General features: G+C 69.3%; 14 protein-coding genes and 2 CRISPR repeat arrays. Of the genes, 5 read left to right on the forward strand and 9 right to left on the reverse strand.

Going from position 1 to position 16,824, the window contains the following annotated elements:
• Positions 1-3 precede the first annotated feature (3 nt).
• A complete protein-coding gene (locus tag QFZ74_RS29945) occupies positions 4-126 on the forward strand; it encodes a hypothetical protein (RefSeq protein WP_307623975.1) in 123 nt (40 codons plus the stop codon).
• 585 nt (positions 127-711) lie between these two features.
• Positions 712-1,179 carry an SUKH-3 domain-containing protein gene (locus tag QFZ74_RS29950; RefSeq protein ID WP_307623976.1) on the forward strand — a complete coding sequence of 156 codons (468 nt, stop codon included), beginning with the start codon at positions 712-714 and terminating at the stop codon, positions 1,177-1,179.
• A 406-nt stretch (positions 1,180-1,585) separates the two neighbouring features.
• On the opposite strand, the gene cas2e is transcribed toward QFZ74_RS29950, so the two are convergent.
• The 9 genes from cas2e to QFZ74_RS29995 form a co-directional block, all read right to left on the reverse strand.
• Positions 1,586-1,945: a type I-E CRISPR-associated endoribonuclease Cas2e gene (cas2e, locus tag QFZ74_RS29955; protein ID WP_307623977.1), complete on the reverse strand. Its 360-nt coding sequence runs from the start codon at positions 1,943-1,945 to the stop codon at positions 1,586-1,588.
• On the reverse strand, positions 1,942-2,901 hold the full coding sequence (gene cas1e / locus QFZ74_RS29960; protein ID WP_307623978.1) for a type I-E CRISPR-associated endonuclease Cas1e: 960 nt from the start codon (positions 2,899-2,901) through the stop codon (positions 1,942-1,944). The genes cas2e and cas1e overlap by 4 nt, the downstream gene beginning before the upstream one ends.
• The gene (gene cas6e, locus QFZ74_RS29965; protein WP_307623979.1) at positions 2,898-3,686 is read right to left on the reverse strand and encodes a type I-E CRISPR-associated protein Cas6/Cse3/CasE; all 789 of its coding nucleotides are present in this window, start codon (positions 3,684-3,686) and stop codon (positions 2,898-2,900) included. The genes cas1e and cas6e overlap by 4 nt, the downstream gene beginning before the upstream one ends.
• On the reverse strand, positions 3,686-4,441 hold the full coding sequence (gene cas5e, locus QFZ74_RS29970) for a type I-E CRISPR-associated protein Cas5/CasD (protein ID WP_307623980.1): 756 nt from the start codon (positions 4,439-4,441) through the stop codon (positions 3,686-3,688). Before cas5e ends, cas6e begins: the two co-directional genes overlap by 1 nt.
• Complete coding sequence (gene cas7e, locus QFZ74_RS29975; RefSeq protein WP_307623981.1) at positions 4,438-5,637, reverse strand: type I-E CRISPR-associated protein Cas7/Cse4/CasC; 1,200 nt, start codon at positions 5,635-5,637, stop codon at positions 4,438-4,440. The genes cas5e and cas7e overlap by 4 nt, the downstream gene beginning before the upstream one ends.
• Complete coding sequence (gene casB / locus QFZ74_RS29980; RefSeq protein WP_307623982.1) at positions 5,634-6,314, reverse strand: type I-E CRISPR-associated protein Cse2/CasB; 681 nt, start codon at positions 6,312-6,314, stop codon at positions 5,634-5,636. The genes cas7e and casB overlap by 4 nt, the downstream gene beginning before the upstream one ends.
• 24 nt (positions 6,315-6,338) lie before the next feature.
• A complete protein-coding gene (gene casA, locus QFZ74_RS29985; RefSeq protein ID WP_307623983.1) occupies positions 6,339-7,994 on the reverse strand; it encodes a type I-E CRISPR-associated protein Cse1/CasA in 1,656 nt (551 codons plus the stop codon).
• 16 nt (positions 7,995-8,010) lie between these two features.
• The gene (gene cas3 / locus QFZ74_RS29990; RefSeq protein WP_307623985.1) at positions 8,011-10,818 is read right to left on the reverse strand and encodes a CRISPR-associated helicase Cas3'; all 2,808 of its coding nucleotides are present in this window, start codon (positions 10,816-10,818) and stop codon (positions 8,011-8,013) included.
• A gap of 231 nt (positions 10,819-11,049) precedes the next feature.
• Positions 11,050-11,569: a CRISPR direct-repeat array (repeat unit 25 nt; unit sequence GGGACCATCCCCGCGCGTGCGGGGA).
• A gap of 97 nt (positions 11,570-11,666) precedes the next feature.
• Positions 11,667-12,284, reverse strand: a complete 618-nt coding sequence (locus QFZ74_RS29995; protein WP_307623986.1) for an NUDIX domain-containing protein — start codon at positions 12,282-12,284, stop codon at positions 11,667-11,669.
• A 159-nt stretch (positions 12,285-12,443) separates the two neighbouring features.
• Positions 12,444-14,241: a CRISPR direct-repeat array (repeat unit 29 nt; unit sequence GGGGCCATCCCCGCGCGTGCGGGGAGCAG).
• Positions 14,242-14,557: 316 nt separating this feature from the next.
• Between QFZ74_RS29995 and QFZ74_RS30000 the strand changes: the two genes are divergently transcribed.
• The 3 genes from QFZ74_RS30000 to QFZ74_RS30010 all read left to right on the forward strand — a co-directional run.
• Positions 14,558-15,994: an IS1380 family transposase gene (locus QFZ74_RS30000; RefSeq protein ID WP_307624322.1), complete on the forward strand. Its 1,437-nt coding sequence runs from the start codon at positions 14,558-14,560 to the stop codon at positions 15,992-15,994.
• A 174-nt stretch (positions 15,995-16,168) separates the two neighbouring features.
• On the forward strand, positions 16,169-16,540 hold the full coding sequence (locus QFZ74_RS30005; protein ID WP_307623987.1) for a transposase family protein: 372 nt from the start codon (positions 16,169-16,171) through the stop codon (positions 16,538-16,540).
• A gap of 53 nt (positions 16,541-16,593) precedes the next feature.
• A partial coding sequence (locus tag QFZ74_RS30010; protein ID WP_307623988.1) for a hypothetical protein occupies positions 16,594-16,824 on the forward strand: 231 nt, incomplete at its 3' end.

Raw genomic sequence — 16,824 nt, forward strand, 5'->3', positions numbered from 1 at the left:
TTCTTGCCACCCGATAGTGCACTCATCACCCACCGCCGTACCCTGCGCGCCGCCGAGGAGTACTGCACCCTCACCGCAGCCGAGCGGGAGGACTTCCTCGCTCATGCAGCAGGCCAGCTTGAGTAGGTGTTTTTCTTCCAGCCCGGAGCGGATCAAGGAGTTCCTCCCGAACCGCCCTAGCCCCACCGCATTTACCCGCCTTCGCCGACGCCACTTGGCTGACGGCCGGGAACCGCTGACGGCGTGAGGCATGTCTACTCGGCCGTTGATTCGCTCCGGGCTGGAAGAAAAACACCTACTCAGGGGTGATCTTGCCGCTTGTGCGTGGGCGTGTTGCCGCAGGGAGCTGCTACGGAGATCACGAACGCGTCGTGATCTGCGAGAGGGGTCCCGTGCGCCTTACCCGTGCCGCCGCCACAGCGGCCGCCTTCGCCCCCTGCTCATCTCCACCACCGCCCACGCTGCACCCGCTCAGCGGCATGCCCCGGGGAACACCCTCACTATGCCCGCCCGTGATGCCCTAGCCGCCCTCCCTGTCGCTGACGAGGACCGCACTGGCTACACCCGGGACAAGTTCCGCTACTGGATGGATGACTCTGTTCACGAGAACCGGCTCTGGCTCGCTTTTCGTGACGCGGTCACACACTGTTCAGTGACGTCGGCCGCTGAGATGATCACCGCTCACCCAAAGTTGAGGAGTCGAGGTCCCAGATGAGTAGCTGGTCGCCAGAGGTAGACGAGGTGTTGGAGGCGTCGGGATGGACGCCTGGACGGAAGGTGGACACGGCCCGCTGGCAGTCCATGTTCGAAGCGGTCGGCCTCGCCATGCACGATGCTGCGGAAGCCTTCCTGCAAGAGTTCGGCGGTTTGACTGTGAACCTCAGTGGGCCAGGGATCAGTTGTGCACGCACGCCGTTTGAGCTGGATCCCGAGCTGGCCTGGGGTGAGGAGGGCCGTTTCACGGGGTGGGGCGAAGCGATCGGGCGCCATCTGTACCCGCTCGGCGAGCTGGACGAAGGCCGGTTCTTCCTGGGCATCGATGAAGAGGGTGTGATCTATCTCGTCGAGACTTGGGTTGCCAGCTTCGGACCGATGCCTTACGCCATGGAGAACTTGGTTCTCGGCGTGGCTCCTCGCCGAATCGATGAGGTGGACGAGCCAGCGGGACAACCGTCCTGACGCCTCGGTCACCTGTAGAGAAGTACTCGCTTTCGGAGGAGCAGGAATCCGGCTCGGCCGAACATCTGCCGTTTGAGCATCTTAGGCCGGCTGAGGGCCCCGTTCACAGGGGCCCCGGAGCCGAAACCTGGGGGGCCTGGCGGCCGTCGCCGAGACTTGCACGGCAGTGGTCGCACTCACCCGATCGAGACTCCCGTTCGACCAATACCACTCAAGATCGGAACGACAACAGCCACTTAAACGTCCCGTCGACTGCAAAGCTGGCGGGACGTCACCAGCTCGTCGCCCAGGCGGATATGTGCCCCAGGCCGAGGCCGTCCGAAATCCTCCAGGGCGGCATTCTTTTAGGGCAGCACGGCCATTACGAGCCAGTACGGAGCGGAATACTCAGAGGGCTGCGCCTCGTTTATCCCCTTCCGAAGCGGCGGCGTTTGGCTGCCTTACTCCACCCTGGACGAGGATCTTTGTCGGTGCTCGATTGCGGCCGGGTGTCGGACTCGGGACGTCGGATCAGGGTGATGCCCTCGTGGTCGACAGGGTGCCATGCGTGGTCGTGGGTGCGGAAGGTGAAGCCCTGTTCGGAGTTGTCGGTATAAGTGAGAAGGGCGCGGCCTTGCCCGGCGTGCTGCTGGACTTCTGTCCACAGCAGGTCGCGGATCCTGGCGGAAGGGTTGCCGACGAAGACGCCGGCGGAGATCTCCAGCAGCCAGCGGGTGAGTAGGCCGCGCAGTCCGGCGGGGCAGTTCGTGAGGACGATGACGGTCACCAGGTGGCGTTTTCGTGGTCGTCGTAGTTGATGCCGGAGGCGATGTGGTGACCGCCATCGGTCTGGAGCGTGACCACGTCCCGGTCCGTCTCGGCAGCGGCGCGGGCAGTTGCTTCCGGGATGAGTAGACGTTTGATGTCGTCGACGCAACGGTTGAGCAGTGAGATCTCATTGATGCGGTCCCGCAGTGCGCGGCGGGTGCGAGGGCCAGGGTCTTCGTCGCTCTCGGCGGCGATGTCGAAGGCGAGGGGGATGCCGATTTCTGTCTTGTAGAGGTCGGCGATGTCCAGGACGAAGGAGAGTTCGTGGCCTGAGTGGACGAAGCCGAGGGCGGGGCTGCAGGCGAGGGATGTGACGACGGCGTGGGCGATGCCGTACATGCACTGAGCGGCGGCAGTGATGGACTGGTTGACGGTATCGCCGGCGGTGAAGTCACCGGGAGAGTAGCGGCGGCCGCGCCAGGGCACGCCGGTGCGGGCGGCTTGAGCGCGGTAGCAGTCCTTGACGCGGCGGCCTTCGCGGCCGAGGAGTTCTTGCCGGGTCAGGCTGGTGGGGTCCTCGTCGGGGAAGCGCATCCGGTACATGTCGCGGGCGACAGCGAGGCGTTGGCGGGGGTTGGCCCACTGGCGGGCCTGGGCTTCCATGAGTGCGGAGGAGCGGCTGAGGGCGCGACCGGAGGCGTAGTAGCGGACGCCGTGTTCTCCGACCCAGCAGACGGCGGCGCCGGTTTCACCCAGGACGCTCATGGCTTGATGGGTGACGCGTGTTCCGGGGCCGAGAAGGAGGGTGCCGATGGTCGCCGAGGGGATGTGGGTGGTGCCTTCGGCGTCCTGGGCGGTGATGGCGTTGGCTTCGCGGTGAACGGTGCAGCGTTCCAGGTAGATGAAGGAGAGACGGTCGCTGGTACGGGTGAGTTGTCTCGGGGTCGGCGCGGGGCGCTGGGACACGCTGGTCATGGTGTCGGCCGGGGGGGTTGGTTGATCGGGGCGAGGGTGAGGAGGCCGCAGCCGTAGGCGCGGGCGCGCCCGATGCCCTGGGTGAGTGCGCGTCGCAGGGCGGTGGGGTCGGTAACCTCCAGGCGGCCGTCGAAGGTGACGGTGACGACCGTGACAGGTTTGCCGCGGCGTTTGCCGTCGTGGCCGCGGGACTTGTCGAAGGACAGGGGGCGCATGTCGCTGACCGCGAGTTCATGGCGGTCGCCTTGCGCCGCGCCTCCAGGGGCGGTGCTGTCGGGCAGGAGGCGCTCGCTGTCGGGTTTCTGGAGGATGCGGAAGCCGCAGCGTGCCTGGCGGTCGGGGTCGAGGAGCCAGCCCCTCTGGTGGGTGGGGGTGAGGTGGGCGGTGATCTTCTTGGGTTCGTCGTCGGTGCGGCGGATGGTATGGACCGGGTTCGCGGTGAGGCGGAAGCCCCAGTGCTGCCCGGTGGTCAGGCGGTCGAGGAACGGCTTGTAGGAACGGGTGTGCCAGCCCGGATTCTCCGGGTCTGCCACGGCAGGCCAGCCAGCCTGTTCGACGAGGTGGGTCATGTCTGGGCGGTCGGGGCTGACGACATACAGCAGGACCTCGGCCCGCGCTTTCTGCTCCAGGCGCCACAGGACGCGAGGGCTTTCGGGTGCGGGCAGGTCGCTGGGGAGCAAGGACGGGAAGGAGGACATGACGGCGGCGTGCAGGGCCTGCGGTGAGGACAGGAGGCGGCGTGCGGCGGGGCGCCCGGTGTTGACGCGGAAGCGGGAGAGGTACATCAGACGGTTTCTCCGTCCAGGAGCTCCGGATCGTCGATGAGTGCGGTGAAGGGGTCGTGGTCGGGGATGTGTTCGCCCGCGGCAGCCGGGACCGGGACCGCATCGGTGACGACGGTGCGCAGGGTGTGGCGTCGGTGTGCGGCGGAGAAGCTGAGGGGCTGGTCGGTCAATGTGTCGGCGGGGTTCTTCTCGTCCGCACCTTTCTCCCTGAGCACGGTCAGCCGGCCGGGTGGGTGGTTGCGGTGGCGTCGGCGGTACCAGGGGGAGGCTTGCCAGGGTAGGTCGCGCAGGACGTCCTCGAGGCAGGTGTGCTCGCGCAAGTGCGGTTCGAGCGGGGCGGCCGGCGGGCAGGAGCGGCGGCCGAGGAACGGGAGGTAGACGGGGTTGCGCAGTGCGGTGTGGAGGCGGCTGAGCAGAGCGGGATCGCCTTCGACGGCGGCGACGAAGACGGCGTCGGCGAGATAGTAACGCTCCGACAGGGGCATGGACTTGCCGGTGACGCCGTGGTGGGCTGTGTGGAAGTCTCGTAGCAGGGTGCCGGGTTGGTCGATGCGAACGCCGAATCGCAAGTGGGTGAGGGGGGCGAGGCTGTCGTCGTCCTCACGGTCGATACCGGCCGCGGCGGCGAGCAGTCCGATGACGCCGCTCTTGGTGGGGGCGGTCTCGGTGGTGCGGCGGGTGAAGCGGGAGGAGGCCCCCCAGGACTGCAGGGGGCCTGCCAGCCGCAGTGCGAGAACACTGGCGGAACTGCTCATGCGGGGTTCCCCAGGCGTTCGGTCACGGCGTGGCCGATGGCGCTGACCAGGTCGCGCAGGGATTCGGCCTCGCTGCCGAGATCGGCGATCTTCTGTGTGTTCGGTCCGACCCTGAGGACCCAGGTGTGGGTGGTGTCCTCGTCCGCGAACTTGTGCTCGATGTCGGGTACGTAGGCAGCGAGGCGGTCGCAGGCTTCGCGGACGTGGCCGCCCCCGCTCAGGTCGCTGCGGATGGGGTCTTCGAAGGCGGCGACGAAGCTCATCGGCCGGGTGGTGCGGAGTTTGACGATCACGGCGTCAGGGAGCGTGTGGTGCCCGAATGTGTTGATCTTGCCGGTGGGCAGGGAGGCGACGAAGCTGTGTACGAATGCCTCGACGGCTCGCCGGAGGGGTTCGGTGAGGGGTTCGTCCTCACGCAGGCCCTGGCCGAGGGTGGTGGCGAGGTGGTGGACGCCGAGGGCCGCGTAGCGGTAGAGGGTGGCGGAGTTGAAGTCGATGGTGCCGATCATGCCGGCGCCGGTCTCCTCCGCGGTGTTCTCGTCGTCGACGGCGGTGTAGTAGTCGGACTCGGTCTCCGTCCGGTGGACGCTGATCGCGTGGGCGACCTGTACGGCGGCGTCGACGTTGATGTCGGCGGCGTCGGCGACCATGCGGCCGAAGAGGGCGATGTCCACGGAGTGCCGGCTGTCGGCGATCTCGCGGGCCTTGTCCTTGTTCTTCTTGTCCTTCAGGAAGGCGGTGATGTCGCCGGCGCCTGCGAGGGCGTGGCGGGCCAGGCCGTCGAGTTGGCGGGCGCTGAGGAAGACCAGGTACTTTGCCTCGGGAGGAGGTGCCGCCTGACCTTCCTTGGCCTGGTCGGCTTTCCGCTTGGGTACTTCGGTCTTCAGACCAGCCGCTTTGATGGTCTCGTCCGCGAGGCGCAGCGCGGTCTCGCCCTGGACGGCCGGGTCGAGTCCGCTGATGCGGTCCGCGAGGAGTTCCACGATCTTCTTGGTGCGGACGCCGAGTTCGGACGGGTCCAGGAGGTGCTCGTCAGCGAAGTAGGTGCGCATGGCCCGCTTCCATGCCTGGCTGGAGACCCTGGCTCGCGGCACGCCACCGTAGACGGCGGTCTTCGGCGCTCCGGTGTCGTCCCGGTTGAGGTTGCTGGGCGGGACGGTCTGCAGGGCGTGCACGTCCAGGAAGATGCGGTTCACGAGGCGTCCTTGTCGTCCGGGTCGAGGTGGGTGTCGGTGCGTGCGGGGTCGGCGCCGGGCGTGCGGGGCCGGCTGTGGAAGGAGCGGCCCCAGTCGCGGCGGACGGCGTCGGCGCCGCCGGGCCACTGCCAGGTGTAGAGCTGTCCGGCGAGGAGTCCGTAGTCGAGGGGGATGTCGGAGCGGCGCAGCAGGACGACGAGGTCGCGCAGCCGCTGGGACAGGACGGTCAGGTCGGGGGCGGTTCCCGCGCGGACGAGGCGTTTGAGGGCGGGTTCGTCGATGCCGCCGGCCGGCATGAGGTTGCGTACGGCGTAGCCGAGTCCGCGGGGCTGTTCGGGCTGGTGTGGGCGGTGCATGCGCGCGGGTCGGGACTGCTGGTGGAGCGCCCACAGGGTGAGGGCCGTGTAGAGGGCGCCTTCGGCGCGGGTGAGTTCGAGTTCGTTCAGGGGACCGTGGTCGTCGTCGCCCTCGTGGAGCGGGCCGGTGTCGACCAGGCTCCACAGGTCGGGCATCGCGCTGGCCGGCCGGCCGGCACCGCGGCGCAACCGGGCGAGCGCGGCAACGTGGTGGGCTTGGTCGCGGAGGTATCCCTCCTGCCAGAGCGTGATTCGGGAGGCGGCGAGCCGGGCGATCCGGGTACGGGTCGCCGCCGGAGTCGGGGCCGGTGCGGTGGTCATGCACGTACCTCCGTACGGGATGAGTCAGGCTTGGGCAGATGATGTGGCGGCCGCAGCCTCGCCCGCGTCTTGCAGGGCGCTGCCGGCCGGGATGGCGCGTGCCAGACGGGCACGGAACCAGGTCTCGGCGAGGCCGGCGTTCAGCCACACGGTGCTCTTCTTGTCGGTGACGGTCTTGCCCTGCCAGGCGGCGTTCCCGGCGTTTTCGACGAGTCGGTGCGCGAGCTGGGTGATCAGGCGCCGCAGGGTGTGCTGCCATGCCGTGCGGTGGGCGAAGGGATCGTCCACGGCGGCCATCTCGATGAGCCACTGCCGGTAGGGCTCTTCCAGGGCTGAGAATCCGGTGGCCTTGGCGGTGTCCGAAGGTCCCTGAGGGTCGCTGCCGGCGGCACGGGCGAGGTCGGCGGCGAGGTCACCCAGTGCCTTCACCGCGCGGTCGGCGTCCTCTGCGGCGGCCACAGCCTGCCGGGCGAAGGTGCGGTCCTGGCGGTGGAGCAGGACGACCGGCATCGTCAGGCGGTCGTCGATGAGGTCGTCGACCACGGACTGCTGGGTTCCGTAGACAGCGCCGACGACTCTGGCTCGCACGAGGTAGTTGCGCGGCAGGCACCTGCTGGTGACCAGGTAGGCGAGCCATTCCAGCACACCGGGGCGCAGGAAGGCGGCTGCGTCCTGTCCTTGCCCGGCTTCCGTGCGGTCCGCGACGAGAGAGGCCAACCCTCGCCAGGCGGAGCAGGACGGGGTGTGCTCCCGGGGCAGATAGACGGGGGAACGGCGCAGTTTCTTCTCCTGGGCGGTACTGCGCCGCCAGGCTGTCATCGGTTCGCGTTGGTGGGTATTGCGTGAGGCGAGCGGGTCGCCGTATCCGAGGACGACGCCGTGCACGGCGTCGCCGTCATGGTGCAGGCGCACGCGGCGCGACTGCCAGGTGTACAGATCGCGTGGGCCGGTGGCGGGGCGTTCGGCGCCGCCGGGACCGGACGGCTCGCGCCGCCAGGCGGGCCGGTCGTCCGGAAGGAAGTCCATCTCTTGGGTGTCCGTGGCCACGAGGTTGAGCAGGAGGGTCTCGCGCAGGGTGTCGCCCTCGGCGAATACGCCACCCAGGCCGCCCGCCCAGCCGGTGCCCAGGGGGTAGACCTTCCCGCCCTTGACGCGGTCGTCTCCGGCCACTCCGGTCTTGATGCCTGAGGTGTCGTAGGCGTGGGCGTGTACGACCCAGCGGGCTGCCTCGGCGTAGGTGAGCCGCTCCACGCCTGGCATCCGGGCGGTGAAGAACGGTTCGCCGTTGGGCACGTCGGCGACGATCCGGGCGAGCGGGAAGATCTCGTCTTTCTCCGTGCGCAGGCCGGCCGTCTGGAAGAACGGTGTTGCCGGGTGCAGCAGGTCGAACCGGTCGCGGTGCTGGTCGAGGTAGGTCTCGATCGGGGCGAAGCAGTCCTCGTCCGCCCACAGCTCGTCCCAGTCCTCCACATCGCGGGGGCCGTCGAGCGCGTCGTGCGCGACGGCCAGGAGCAGCCGCAGCAGGGCGAACTCCTGGGTAGGGATATCCCCCACCACGCGTCGGATCCGGCCGGCCCGGGTGAAGACGTCCCGCAGGGAGACTTCTACGCACGTGCCGTCGGCGGCCAGGACGCCGATCCATGGCCGGCTGGTCAGGTCGAACGAGACAGGTGTGGTCATGGTTGCGCGGGGCGGTTCAGTCACCGTCACCGCTCACCTCCAGTCCGTCGAAGGGGCTGTAGCGCAGCGAGTAGCCTGCCAGTCGGGTCTGACAGTCCTCGTCCAGAGCGAGAATCAACTGCCCGTCCAGCCAGGGGCTGTTCTTGCCCTGCCAGGCCGGCAGATACAGCTTCTCCAGCTCCTCGATCGCACGGTCCGTGGTGGGGGCGTAGGAGAACTGCAGTGGCAGGCGCAGCCCGCATGCTGCCGCCGTACGGGCGGCGAGCGGGGCCGGTACCTGGTCCGCGGACAGGTCCAGCCCTGCACGGGGTCGATTCCGCCGGTCCTGCGGAAGCCAGGGCAGCGTGGACAGGCTGCCGTCGTCACGCCGCTGCACGACAATGACCTCGAGGCTTTCCCGGCTGTCACGGACCTGGGCGCGTCCTGCGCGGCTGTCGTCGCTGTCTCCTACTCCGGCCGCCACCCAGCCGAACAGCGGACGTCCCGGCCGCCCTACCTCTCCCAGGCGGAATGCTCCCGCCCGTTCGGCCTGGTCACACCGGTGCGCGTCGAACCGTAAGCGGGCCTCGTCCAGCACGACCTGCCATCCGTCCGGCACTATGGCCGCGGGTCCGTAGGCGCCCTGCACGAGGGGGCTGATGTCCCCGGGCAGCCGCACCGGCCGCCCGGCCCCCTGCTCCAGGTGCGGCAGCAGCACCGCCGCGGACCGCAGCAGCAGGTAACTGCCGTAGACGGCGACCGAACCGCGCACCGGAGCCGGCACCCCGCCCGCCCAGTCGACCCCGGTGACCAGACACCGTGCCTGTCTCAGTCGTTCCGGCCGCTCGCGCTGGTCGTTTCCCCGCTGGTGACGGTGCAGCCGCCCCATCCGCTGCAGCAGCAGGTCCACGGGACACAGGTCGCTCACCAGCAGGTCGAAGTCGACGTCCAGCGACTGCTCGGCCACCTGGCTGGCCACCACAACATGCCCGTCCACCGGCCTGTCAGCTCCCGCCGTGTCCGGCGGTCCGAAACGCCGCAGCAGATCGCTGTCCTTCGCGGCCCGGTCGAGGTCGACGAAACACGAATGCGCGACGGTGACGTTGCCCTCGCCGAACCTCTCCCGCAGTACTCGCGCGGTCTCCAGCACCCGCTTGACCGTGTTGCGTACAACCAGCACGCACCCACCGCCGACAAGTTCGTCCTCCAACCGATCGGCGAGAATCTGCAGATCGTCGTCCAGCCGTTCCACCACGACCTGTGTGGAACGGCCGGACAGACCTGGCCGACGCACCACGGGCGGGCCGCCAGGAACGACAGCAGTCAGCAACGGATACGCGCCATCGCCTTCCCGCAACACCTCAGGCGCTTGGTCGCTACCCGCGTAGGCGCGCACCAGTTCACCCCGTCGAGCGGCCGGCAACGTCGCGGACAGCACGACCACCGGTACCCCGTACGCACCCAGCCACGACAGCACCCGGTCCAGATAGACCGACATGTACGTGTCGTAGGCGTGCGCCTCGTCGATGACGACGACCTTCCCCGCGACCGCGAGGTGACGAAGCGCCAGGTGGCGGCTCTTGAGCCCGGCGAACAGAAGCTGGTCGATGGTGCCCGCCACGAACGAGGCCAGCATGGCCTTCTTACGTCCGCGCAGCCATGCGTGCGCCACCAGGTCCGCTCCCTGCCGGCGCCGCTGGCCAGGCTGACGCGAGGCCACCTCCCCCTCCTCGTCGACGGCGACCGCCGCGACCCTGCCGCCACGGGCCATCACATCGGCGAAGTCCTCGTTCAACGCCGCTTTCGCGTGGGCGAGCTGCACCGAGTGGCGTCCACCCACCACCCCCGGCAGCCGACTCAGCCAGTCGAGCAGTCGAGGAAACATCGCATTGCCCGTAGCCATCGTGGGCAGAGCAAAGAAGACACCGCCCGCGCCGGACCGGGCGGCGAAAATCTCCGCTACGGCCAGCGCCGCCTCCGTCTTCCCCTCCCCCATCGGCGCCTCGACGATCATCAACCCCGGACGCTCCATGTCACGGGCCAGCCGCAGGGCCTCCTCCTGCACAGGCCGCACCCGAGCATTCTCCGGAAGACGGAACCGCGAGGTGAACAGGTCCTCCGCGTCTCCGGCCGGCTCCTGGGCACGCCAGGGCTCCGGCAGATCCAGCCCCTCCCAGGCCGCAGTAAGCCGCTCCCGTTCATTGCGGCCCGCGGCATCCGGGAAGTACGGGAACAGCTCTGGGTTGCTGGCAATCCAGTCGGAGACGATGACCATCGCGGTGAGCAACACCTGCACCGGCTGCGGCAGTTTGACGGAGGCCCATTCGTTCAGGCGCCCCTTCACACCGAACCGGTCGGCACACGCATCCAGCAACTCTTCCTGTACCGTCCGCCAGACCCGCCCGTTCGGCCCCGGTGTCCGCAGCAACTCCTCATGTTCGAAAAGGGCTTTGATCTGCCCGTGCTCCGGTGGAACCCCGTGATGGCCACCCACGGTCACGGCGAACTGCCCCGTACGTGCAGGCGGCCACCCATACCGATCCTCCAGCCATTCCCCCAGCAACACCTGCCCGGCCAGTCCATGAGGAGCCACACGGCGATCCGGCCCCATCGCCTGCCGCGAACGCATCAACAGCCCCTGGCTGCGCATCACATCCGCCAGACCCTCCACCTGGCAGGCGAACGCCGGCGTGGCCTTTCCGATGTCATGCACGCCCGCCAGCCACCCAACCAACGCGGCCGCGTCAACCTCACCCCCGGGCAACGCGGCAGCAACCTGTGCACGCACCGCCGCAGGCAGCCACCGCTCCCACAAGAGCCCTGCAACTGCGGCACTGTCCTCCATATGCCGCCACAACGGCAGCCAACCGTCCGTGTCCCGATCATGCTTGGCCCACACCGTCCGAGCCCGCTCCCCAAGCAAGCCAAACAGCGCAGAACCAGTCATCCCCCCGTACACCATGAAAGATTGATACAGCATCCGTGCCGACCACGTCCCGGCAACGAAAACAATCGCTGTCCGCACTCGGAAGGAGCGGCATCTCCGAGGTAAGACCATTCCGCCCCGTCCGTGAACGGGACCATCCCCGCGCGTGCGGGGAGCAGCCGGGCGGATGTACCGGCCAGTCAGGACCACCGGGACCATCCCTGCGCGTGCGGGGAGCAGGCCGCGAACCCGGTTGAGGCCCGCCTCGGCCGGGTACCATCCCCGCGAGTGCGGGGAGCAGGCGGCGGTGGCGCCGCCGGTCAGGGCGAACAGGGGACCATCCTCGCGCGTGCGGGGAGCAGAGCTCGTCGTCGTCCGCGACGTGCGCCTCGCCGGGACCATCCCCGCGCGTGCGGGGAGCAGACAGGACGGCCTCCCATCCTCCCCCCGGGGTGGGGACCATCCCCGCGCGTGCGGGGAGCAGCATCCCGATACCGATGAGACCCATTGCGATGCGGGACCATCCCCGCGCGTGCGGGGAGCAGATCGGTGTCCAGAGCCCGAACCCCGAGGCCGTCGGACCATCCCCGCGCGTGCGGGGAGCAGCAGCCCGTCCCGAGCGTGACCAACCGCGCCGACACGGGACCATCCCCGCGCGTGCGGGGAAGCAGTCTGTCAGCGGTCACGCAATTCCCCACTTCCGAGGGCTAGAGCGTCACGACTCCCCATGGGGACGGCGGATGTAAGCGTGCCGCGGACAGCTGAGGCTACCGGTGATGCCTTCTGGCTCGGGTGTGCTGCAACTTACGGGCGAAGCGGTGCATGTGGGGGTCGAGCAGCTCGTCCGGCTCCTCGAGTACCTGCTCGACGGTCAGCCACCGGATGGCGTCGAACTCTCCCTGGTCGTAGGAGGTGATGGTGTCGGCGTCGGCGTTGAGGAGGTACCAGAGCGAGACGTCGGTGTGTGTGCCCTGTCCCCGAGTCCGGGTGACGGTCAGAAAGAGGGGATGCTCGCCGGTGATCGGCGAAGCCACGGCCTCGATGCCCAGTTCCTCACGGCATTCGCGAACCACCGTGGCCCACGGCTCCTCACCCGGTTCAACATGACCTCCGGCCGGCAGCCACAGGCCCGCCTTGCGGTGCGCGACGAGCAGCAACTGCCCGCGCATGTCGTCGAGGATGACGAAGTAGCTCACCAAGTGCATCGCCGGAAGGTCCGGCTTGCGCACCCGGTGGAGCGGAGCTCCGCTGGCGATCCACTGCGTGGCGGTCTTCTGATGAGTGCGCTCCAGGTCGTCCCACGGTTCGATGGCGCCGACCAACTCAAGGAGGCAAGCACGCGGCTGATCGTCAGGGGCATTGAGTGGTCGGTCCGGTGAGGTCATCCGCGCATCGTGGCACGTGGCACATGATTTCGACACCGGCGAGCCTCTGACCAACTGACCGACGACGCGAGGGGGTGGGGAATGACGTGACGTTTGCCCTGGGGAAATACGTGACCGTCGACAGCAGTCCACCTCCGCCGTGCCGTTGCCGCCGCTGTAGGGACCATCCCCGCGCGTGCGGGGAGCAGTTCTGGTGTTCGCGGAGCGCGGCCCGCAGCCGGGGGCCATCCCCGCGCGTGCGGGGAGCAGAAGGTGGCTCCCTACTTGTCGGTGGTCCGCCGGGGGCCATCCCCGCGCGTGCGGGGAGCAGCTGTTCGGACTCCTCCCGCTCCCGTTCCTCGCGGGGCCATCCCCGCGCGTGCGGGGAGCAGACGGCGCTCGCCGTGCACGAGGCGGTGGGCGCGGGGCCATCCCCGCGCGTGCGGGGAGCAGCCGCACGCCTTGATGAGGGCGCGGATGTCCTCGGGGCCATCCCCGCGCGTGCGGGGAGCAGCGTCGGCCAGAACACCACTGCGATCTCCGGCGGGGGCCATCCCCGCGCGGGCGGGGAGCAGTTCTGGTCATCTTGCGTTCTCTGCGGCCGTCCGGGGCCATCCCCGCGCGTGCGGGGAGCAGCGCGGCATGAACACGGAGCAGGTCGAGGCCGGGGGGCCATCCCCGCGCGTGCGGGGAGCAGCCGTCGACCACGGCCGCCAGGACCTTGTCCCGGGGGCCATCCCCGCGCGTGCGGGGAGCAGACGGACCCGACCGCGTGCGAGGCGTGCGGGGCGGGGCCATCCCCGCGCGTGCGGGGAGCAGGAACCGGGACTGGGGGTCCCGGAGTGGCATGCGGGGCCATCCCCGCGCGTGCGGGGAGCAGTCGTTGGTGAGTGACGAGTAGCCGGTAAGGGCGGGGCCATCCCCGCGCGTGCGGGGAGCAGCCGCTTCGGTCAGGTTGGCGGGGCGAACCCTCGGGGCCATCCCCGCGCGTGCGGGGAGCAGTTCGGCGCGCTCATGCGGCAGTTGCACACGTGGGGGCCATCCCCGCGCGTGCGGGGAGCAGCCGAGCCCCGTGATCGTGAGCGAGGTGGGCACGGGGCCATCCCCGCGCGTGCGGGGAGCAGGTGGCTGCACGTCCGATCTGTGCCAGCGGGTTGGGGCCATCCCCGCGCGTGCGGGGAGCAGACGCTGCCCGGGCCCTCACCGAGGTCGGTGAAGGGGCCATCCCCGCGCGTGCGGGGAGCAGACGCTGCCCGGGCCCTCACCGAGGTCGGTGAAGGGGCCATCCCCGCGCGTGCGGGGAGCAGTCTCCGAGAGGGTCGATGGACGACTCGTCGACGGGGCCATCCCCGCGCGTGCGGGGAGCAGATCGAGCCCGCGCTGCGCCGCGTTCACGCCCGGGGGCCATCCCCGCGCGTGCGGGGAGCAGATCGCCCCCGCTTGTACGGCGGACAGGCCGAAGGGGCCATCCCCGCGCGTGCGGGGAGCAGCATGAGGTCCCGGCCGGCGAGCTCGGAGCGGAGGGGCCATCCCCGCGCGTGCGGGGAGCAGTGGTACATCTCCAGGTCCCACACGCCGTTGCGGGGGCCATCCCCGCGCGTGCGGGGAGCAGGCCAAGGTGCAGCCGAGCGCCTCTCTCATCATGGGGCCATCCCCGCGCGTGCGGGGAGCAGACGTACAGGCGCCGGATGCCGTCGTCCTCCGGGGGGCCATCCCCGCGCGTGCGGGGAGCAGTGGTACATCTCCAGGTCCCACACGCCGTTGCGGGGGCCATCCCCGCGCGTGCGGGGAGCAGGCCAAGGTGCAGCCGAGCGCCTCTCTCATCATGGGGCCATCCCCGCGCGTGCGGGGAGCAGACGTACAGGCGCCGGATGCCGTCGTCCTCCGGGGGGCCATCCCCGCGCGTGCGGGGAGCAGTGCACCGCTCGAAACCCGCCGCCTACCGCGCGGGGGCCATCCCCGCGCGTGCGGGGAGCAGACTCACTGACCTGCGACTCTAGCCACGCCACTGCTCGATTCTTAGTACTTTCACCGACTCTGGCATTCTCCCTAAACCTCTGCCAAACCTGACAAGATGTAGCGGCATCCCGATGCAATCACTCATATACGCAGAACAGCCCTTCCTGCAGGCGAAGTGTTCCACTGCTCTCTGCAATCTGGCGCACGTCACCGTTCTTACTTCCTAGCGAGCTCGTGCACGGTAGCCTCGCCGTTTCACTTGGGGACAGCTGGCTGTGGGGCGGAAACGCGAAAGTGCCTTCCTGACCTGGAACGATGAACCTTGCTGAGGGGTTCTGTCGGTCCAGGCGGAGGGCACTTTCTACGTGCAGGCTATCGGGTTGCGTCCCAGGGTTCATGTCAGTGCCGATGGTTCGGGGGTGGTCGGGCATGCCGGGGCACGGTTGCTGGCTGATCTCGCTGATGGCACCGGGCTCACCGCCGCGTACTCCACCGCGCTCAGGCCGCTCCGGCCGCGCGGGACCGGGCATGATCCGGGCCGGATCGCCACCGATCTGGCGGTGATGCTCGCCGACGGCGGTGAGGCCATTGCGGATCTGGCCCTACTGCGCGACCAAGCAGAGGTGTTCGGTTCGGTCGCCTCGGCCCCGACGGCCTGGCGGCTGCTCGCCGACACCGATGGGAGGGCACTGTCTTCTCTGCGCTCGGCCCGTGCTCAGGCCCGGGAAGTGGCCTGGCTGCAGGCCGCCGAGCAAGGTGAGGGCATTCCTGCAGTCTGGGCCGCGGGACGCATTCTGCCCGGGCTGGTCCTGGACCTCGACGCCACGCTGGTCACCTGCCACTCCGAGAAAGAGCAGGCCGCACCCACCTATAAGGGCGGCTTCGGCTTCCACCCGCTGTTGTGCTTCCTGGCCAACACGGGCGAGGCACTGTCCGGCCGGCTGCGGCCCGGGAACGCCGGTGCCAACACCGCCGCCGACCACATCACGGTGCTCGACCAGGCACTCGCGCAGATCCCCGACGCCCACCGGCACGGCACCGACATCCTGATCCGCACCGACAGTGCCGGATCCGCGAAAGCCTTCCTCGCCCACGTCCGCGACGCGCGGAAACGAGGAATCCGTACCTTCTTCTCGGTCGGATACTCCATCACCGAGCCGGTCCGCCGCGCTGTCCGGGCCATGCCCGACCGTCTCTGGCATCCCGCCCTGGACCAGGACGGGACTCTGCGTGGTGGCGCCGAGGTCGCCGAGCTGACCGGGATGGTCGAGCTGACCGGCTATCCGGACGGCACCCGCATCATCGTGCGCCGAGAGCGGCCGCACCCCGGCGCCCAACTGTCCCTGTTCGACCAGGACGAGGGCCTGCGGCATCAGGTGTTTCTCACCGACACCCCGTCCTGCGGTGGTGGTTCCGCCCAGTTTTTGGAGGTCCGCCACCGCGGGCATGCCACCGTCGAGGACCACATCCGGTGCGGCAAGACCACCGGCTTCGGCCGCTTCCCCTCACGCGACTTCGACATCAACACTGTCTGGCTCGAACTCAGCCTCGCGGCGATCGATCTGCTGGCCTGGACCCGTGTCCTGCTGCTGGACGGCGAACTCGCCACTGCCGAGCCGAAGAAACTCCGCTACCGGCTGCTGCACGTCGCCGCCCGCCTCACCCGCGGCGGTCGACGCCTGCGCTTGCGGATATCGGCGACCTGGCCCTGGAGAAAGGAACTGGCCATGGCCTTCCACCGCCTCGCCGCACTGCCCCGACCTGGCGGCTGACCGGCAGTCCCTCGTCCGCCCACGACCCGAAAGACCTTGGAGAACCCGACCACCGCGCCGGGACTCAGCCCTGCCCAAGCACCGAAATCGCGTCGACCACCCAACAACTGCTGATCAGCGACGCCGCCTCATCCCAACCGAAACGGCGAGGGTAGACGGTGAGGCGTCAAGCTCGTGATCGTCGATCACGGTCCTGTGGTGAGGAGTGCGAGTCGTGACGAGATCATCAGCGACCGGAGGATCACTGGCCTGTCGGCCTATGCGGTCGCTGAACTTGTCGCTGAGATAGGCCCGTTGTGGCACGAACGGCACAAGGCCAAGCTCGCCTCGCGGCCACAGAAGCGGGTCTCGGGCGCCGGCGCGAAGCGCCGGCTGGTGTTCGTCGACCAGCTCCTGGCCACGCTCGTGCATCTCCGCCATGGGGTCACGCGCGACGTGCTGGCATGCTGCGGCGTCGTAGCCGCAGCTGTCGCGGCCGACGGTGAAGGCATCCGGTACGAGGTCGGCCGATTCTCCGACCAGCTCTGGTCTCGTCCGGCGGGGTAGCGAAGTAGGGCTGCACGGATAATCCGGCACCCGCCGTCGCGCCCGCAGGACCGGTGTGCACCCGGGAGTCCGCGTCCGACGGCTACCGCCGCGCCCTCGCCTCGCACCAGGAAGTGGCCCCGCCTCGCCGGGTGGACACGGCCATCGCGGACGCGGTGGAACGGCAGACCGCCGCGATGCGGGAACTCAGTGCCCGCGCCTTCCCGGAACCGGACCCGGATGGCGGGCCAGCCACGATCGAGCAGGCCCATACTCAGCGCCGCTGCCAGGCCGATGCCTCCCAG

Origin of the sequence: Streptomyces sp. V3I7 (assembly GCF_030817495.1) — a bacterium.
In the GTDB taxonomy this organism is placed as follows: Bacteria; Actinomycetota; Actinomycetes; order Streptomycetales; family Streptomycetaceae; genus Streptomyces.